Source organism: Caulobacter sp. (genome assembly GCF_035254145.1).
In the GTDB taxonomy this organism is placed as follows: domain Bacteria; phylum Pseudomonadota; class Alphaproteobacteria; order Caulobacterales; family Caulobacteraceae; genus Caulobacter.
The window spans coordinates 1-4,616 of sequence record NZ_DATFAV010000001.1 but is presented as its reverse complement, the minus strand read 5'-3'; the positions used below and the strand labels follow the sequence as shown (position 1 = coordinate 4,616).

The window sequence follows — 4,616 nt, the reverse complement described above, 5'->3', positions numbered from 1 at the left end:
GACGAGGCAGGGTTCGTCGCCAAAGCCCCCGCGAGCCGCGCCACGCCCGGAGGCAGGGCCGACCGTGGCGATAAGACGGCGCCATTCGACGACGACAGGATCGGTGGAGATCGCTGAAACAACCGGCGCGACATAGACCTTCTTCACGGTGGGTTGGAGCCGATGGGCGCGGACCTTAGCCTCGCCCGACCTCGTCGCAGCAACAGCGACGACGGCGAAATCCACCAGTCCTCGCGACACCCACGATTTGACGGACTTGATCTTCCAGAGGGCGTCCAGCCACGTGAGGATGCGCTGTCCGGAACCGATAAGGTCAGTCACGATCACGATCGTTTGAACCGGCCTGATCTTTGCCCTGATCCGATCGGGCCCTGGGCTGTTGACGAAAATCCTTTCGCCGCCCGCCCCCCCGACCAGCTGGGAGAAGACATTGGCGATCGTCGCCTCGCTGCCCACCCGGGTGCCGCCGCGGACGGGGCGCACGGGGGTGAAGTTTCGACCGTGGGCGCGCAGGCGCAGTTTGCCCTGATCGTCCGGCGTCATCGCCTCGGCGAAGAAGGGCGCGCCGCCGAGCTTTCGTTCAGCGTAGAGGGCCAGCCGGCGCGTTCGCACGGGGCGTCGTTCGCCGAGAGCCCGTAGTTCGGTTCGCAGCGCCTGACTCACATGCTCGGCGTTGAGCAGCAACATCGCGTCGAGCAAGCTTGCCGCCGCCGCCTGATCGGCGGCCCCGAACTGTCCGATCCAGGCTTTGCCTGTCGGGGTTTCTGAAAGCGGCTGATGGCGTCGGCGCATTCCGACATCGTAGGCGCCATACCCTATCATGCCTACTGCTTACCAAGCCGTGAGGCCAAACACGCCGCGAATGAGTGGCGCCCCAGCATGCCTTCGCGAAGTCTGCGAAGGAGCGATCTCGCCACTGCGCCTCGCGCGCTGAATGTCCTGTTCCTGGAGGGACGCCAACGTCAGGAGTTGGCGCACCTATGACAGGCGAGCAGCACCCTTACCTGCCACTCTTGCGACCGCCTCGCATTATTGACAGTCTTAAGTTGGAAATGGGTACGTCTTAGCGTGTAACGACAATACCACTGGCGGCCCGGGAGGGACTCGAACCCCCGACCTTCGCTTTAGGAAAGCGCTGCTCTATCCTGCTGAGCTACCGGGCCGCGCGCGCGGGTCAGGGTCAATAGCGCAAGATTGGGGGCGTGCGAACCCCGTCGGCGACGATCGTCAAAGGCCCCGGGACGATGCGAACGTTCGACGCGTTCTGGGCGTGTCGGGCACGACCCGAGACCAGCCACGGTCTGACGCCGTCCTCGCCAGGCGCGAGGCGCCATGACCTCGCCGCCCCTGGATTTCCAGGGATCGGGCCCGGCGCCACTCAATCCAGGCGCATGTGCGATCACACTTATCTCCAGGGCCAAGCTTGTTCGGCTCCTCGCGCGTGTTAGGGTTTGGAATACAACCAACGTGCGATGCTGGACTGATGTTGGACTTGGCGCCCAGTAACGCCGTCGATTCGCCTGACAGCGGGCTGACGACGCTGATCGAGACGATCGAAGCCCTTTCGGCCACCCGCACCATTGGCGAGGTCGCCGACGTCATCCGCACGGCCGCGCGACGAATTTCCGGCGCCGACGGCGTCGCCTTCGTGCTGCGCGACCAGAACCAGTGCTGGTATTTCGATGAGGACGCCATTGGCCCGCTCTGGAAAGGGCGGCGCTTTCCGATCAGCGCCTGCATCTCCGGCTGGGCGATGCTGAACCGCGAGACGGTGGTGATCCCCGACATCTACGCCGACGCGCGCATCCCCCACGACGCCTATAGGCCGACCTTCGTGAAGAGCCTGGTCGTCACCCCGGTGCGGTTGGACGACCCGGTGGCGGCCATCGGCGCCTATTGGGCGCACGGCCATACGCCCTCGCCCGAGGTCGTTCAGCGCCTGCAGGTGATGGCGCGCGCGACCGCTTCGGCCCTGGAAAGCGGGCGGCTGAACGACAGCCTGACGGAGTCCAAGGAGCATGGGGTGTTCCTGCTCCAGGAACTGGACCATCGGGTGAAGAACACCCTGGCCATCGTCCAGTCGATCGCCCGCCAGACCCTGCGCGCCAGCCCTTCGCCCGAAGCCTTCGCCGAGGTGTTCGAGGATCGCATCCTGGCCCTGTCCCAGGCCCACGAGCTGCTGACCCGCCGATCCTGGGGCCGGGCGCAGCTCGAGGAAATCCTGCAACGGGCGCTGACGCCGTTCAGCGCCGATCTGGCCGACCGCTTCGACATCGGTGGTCCCGCGGTCGCCTTCACCGCCGAAACCGCGGTCTCGGTGCACATGACGATCCACGAACTGGTGGTCAACGCCGCCAAGCACGGCGCCCTGTCGACCGCTGACGGTCGGGTCGCCATCCGCTGGGAGATCGACGAGGCCGTCGCGCCCCCGGTCCTGACCCTGACCTGGCGCGAGACCGGCGGCCCGCCCCTGGCCGGGTCGCCCACGCGCCGCGGCTTCGGCTCGAAGATGATCCAGCAGGGCCTGGCCCGTGATCTGGGCGGCGCGGCGACGCTCGACTTTCCGCCATCCGGCGTCGTCTACACCTTCCGGGCGCCGCTTTCTCCGAGGATGAGCCTGGCCGCATGAAATCCGCCAAGGTGATGATCGTCGAGGACGAGGCGCTGGTGGCCATGATGGTCGAGGATATGCTCCAAGACCTGGGCTGCGAGGTGGCCGCCTCGTTCGGCGCCGTGGCCGACGCCCTGGCCTGGCTGGATGGCGACAACCCGCCGCCGGACTGCGCGGTGCTGGACGTCAATATCGGCGGCGAGATGGTGTTCCCCGTCGCCGAGGAGCTGAGGGAGCGCGGCGTCCCGTTCGTGTTCGCCACCGGCTACGGCGATCTGCCCCGCAAGGGCTTCGAGGCCATCGACGTCCTGGCCAAGCCGATCAATGTCGGCCAGCTGCGCATGGCCATCGACCGGTTCCGACACGACTGACGGGACCGCGGCGCGAAAGGCGGGACCAGGGCCAGGGTCGGCGGCGGCGTCGCCGTCCAAAGCCTGGAGCCGCGCCTTACAGCAGCAGATCGGGGGCGATGATCGGTCCGTCGTCCCAGCCGGCCATGGCCGCTCGGGCCTCTGCGCGCTCCACGGCCAGACCCAGCTTGCGGCGGAAATCCTCGGCGTCGATCGTGAACGGCTGGATCTGGGGTTCGATCGTGTACAGACGGGCGCGACCGTCGTCGGGCAGGATGTAGCCGACGTCGTGACGGCGGAAATGACCGATCCGCGACTGCACCTCGACCAGCCAGTTCAGCGACACCACCTGGCAGCCCTCCGGCGACAGCAGGGCGTTGTGCAGGCCCGACCCGAACTCGCCGGCCACGACGCGAGCCCGCGAGAAGATCCGCGCCTGCTCTTCCCACGGCAGGGTCTCGGGGCGCAGCAGGGTCAGGCCCAGATCCTGCGCGATCGCCTCGATCTCGGCCTCGTTGGTCATCTCCCGGAAGGTTTGGGGCGTGCGCACGCCGCCGCGGCTGACGAACACCTTGTCGAAGCCGCCGCCGCGGGGGTGCTTCAGCGCCTCGCGCTCAAGCTCCCAGCGCAGGACGTCGTGGAAATAGTAGTCCTTATGCAGCATGTGCGGCAGCAGGGCGGTTCCGACCTCCACGGCCTCATGGGCGGAATTGTAGGTGACGATCTCAAGATCCGGGATCAGCGCCCTCGCGATCCTCTTCATATAGGCCGGGGCCGAGGCGGGCAGCAGCAGCGGCGCGACGACTCCGGCCTTGATCAACGCCCGGATCAGGAACAGCTTCGGATACATCTCGGTCAGCCAGTGACCCCAGACGTAGTTGAAGTGCGTGATCACGAAGGCCTTGGGCAGGCTGAGCCGGACCGGCGCGTCGAAGCTCCAGCTTTCCGGGGTGATGTCGTGGTCGTACCAATGCTTGATGTAAGAGGGGTATGGCCCGTCGGCATAGACCAGCACGCCATCCAGCTTGAGATGCCCGCCCCAGCCGCCGGCCACGGCGCGGTGAACGACCAGGAGATCGATATCCGGGGCGACGACCGGGGCGAGATCATGCAGGGCGTTGAGCATATCGCCAGCGCAAGGCCACAACATCGGTCGCGGCGGGATCGGGCCGCTGGAGGACATGAGCTTCACCCGCGCGGCGCGATGCGCGCCGCCTAGAGCCTCGGTCAGCGAGACCCGTTCGGCATGGGAGAGGTCGATCGAAGCGGTCATCTCGGGCCTATGACAGCGGATCGAGGAAGGCCAGGAGAGCCTTCAGATCGAGACGCCAGCTGAATGCCGTATCCGGACGAAGGTCGCTGGACATCAGCATTTCGGTCTCGACGAGCGGCGAGGCCTCGACGAAGGCGCGCCAATCGGCCCCAACCAGTCGGGCGATATCCCGCGCCCAAACCGGCTCACGCCCATTGGACTGAATCTCGAGGACGCGAGCGCCGGCGGCGCAGAAGAGAACATTCGCCAGCGCCGCTCCGCTTTGGGCGACGATGATCTCGGCCCCGCGGAACAGAGCGATCTGGTCGCGCACCGACAGGGTTTCGGGTCGCACGATCGCATAGCCGCGCGCGGCCATCGCGGCCTCGAGTTCGGACTCGTT

General features: G+C 66.8%; 5 protein-coding genes and 1 tRNA gene. 2 read left to right on the top strand and 4 right to left on the bottom strand.

Features of this window, described 5'->3' with window-relative positions; translation table 11 throughout:
• Together VJ655_RS00030 and VJ655_RS00025 are read right to left on the bottom strand one after the other, a co-directional pair.
• A partial coding sequence (locus tag VJ655_RS00030; RefSeq protein ID WP_324097337.1) for a phosphoribosyltransferase-like protein occupies positions 1 to 792 on the bottom strand: 792 nt, incomplete at its 3' end.
• Between the two features lie 294 nt (positions 793 to 1,086).
• Positions 1,087 to 1,163 (bottom strand) — tRNA-Arg (locus VJ655_RS00025).
• A 320-nt stretch (positions 1,164 to 1,483) separates the two neighbouring features.
• Here VJ655_RS00025 and VJ655_RS00020 point away from each other — a divergent pair.
• Entirely contained in the window at positions 1,484 to 2,629 is a 1,146-nt protein-coding gene (locus tag VJ655_RS00020) for a sensor histidine kinase (protein ID WP_324097336.1), read from the top strand.
• Positions 2,626 to 2,982, top strand: coding sequence for a response regulator (locus VJ655_RS00015; protein WP_324097335.1), 357 nt, complete (start codon positions 2,626 to 2,628; stop codon positions 2,980 to 2,982). The genes VJ655_RS00020 and VJ655_RS00015 overlap by 4 nt, the downstream gene beginning before the upstream one ends.
• A gap of 76 nt (positions 2,983 to 3,058) precedes the next feature.
• Here VJ655_RS00015 and VJ655_RS00010 read toward each other — a convergent pair whose 3' ends face one another.
• Both VJ655_RS00010 and VJ655_RS00005 read right to left on the bottom strand, forming a co-directional pair.
• Positions 3,059 to 4,234, bottom strand: a complete 1,176-nt coding sequence (locus VJ655_RS00010; RefSeq protein ID WP_324097334.1) for a glycosyltransferase family 61 protein — start codon at positions 4,232 to 4,234, stop codon at positions 3,059 to 3,061.
• Positions 4,235 to 4,241: 7 nt separating this feature from the next.
• Positions 4,242 to 4,616: glycosyltransferase family 61 protein (locus VJ655_RS00005; protein ID WP_324097333.1), on the bottom strand; the 375-nt coding region annotated here is incomplete at its 5' end.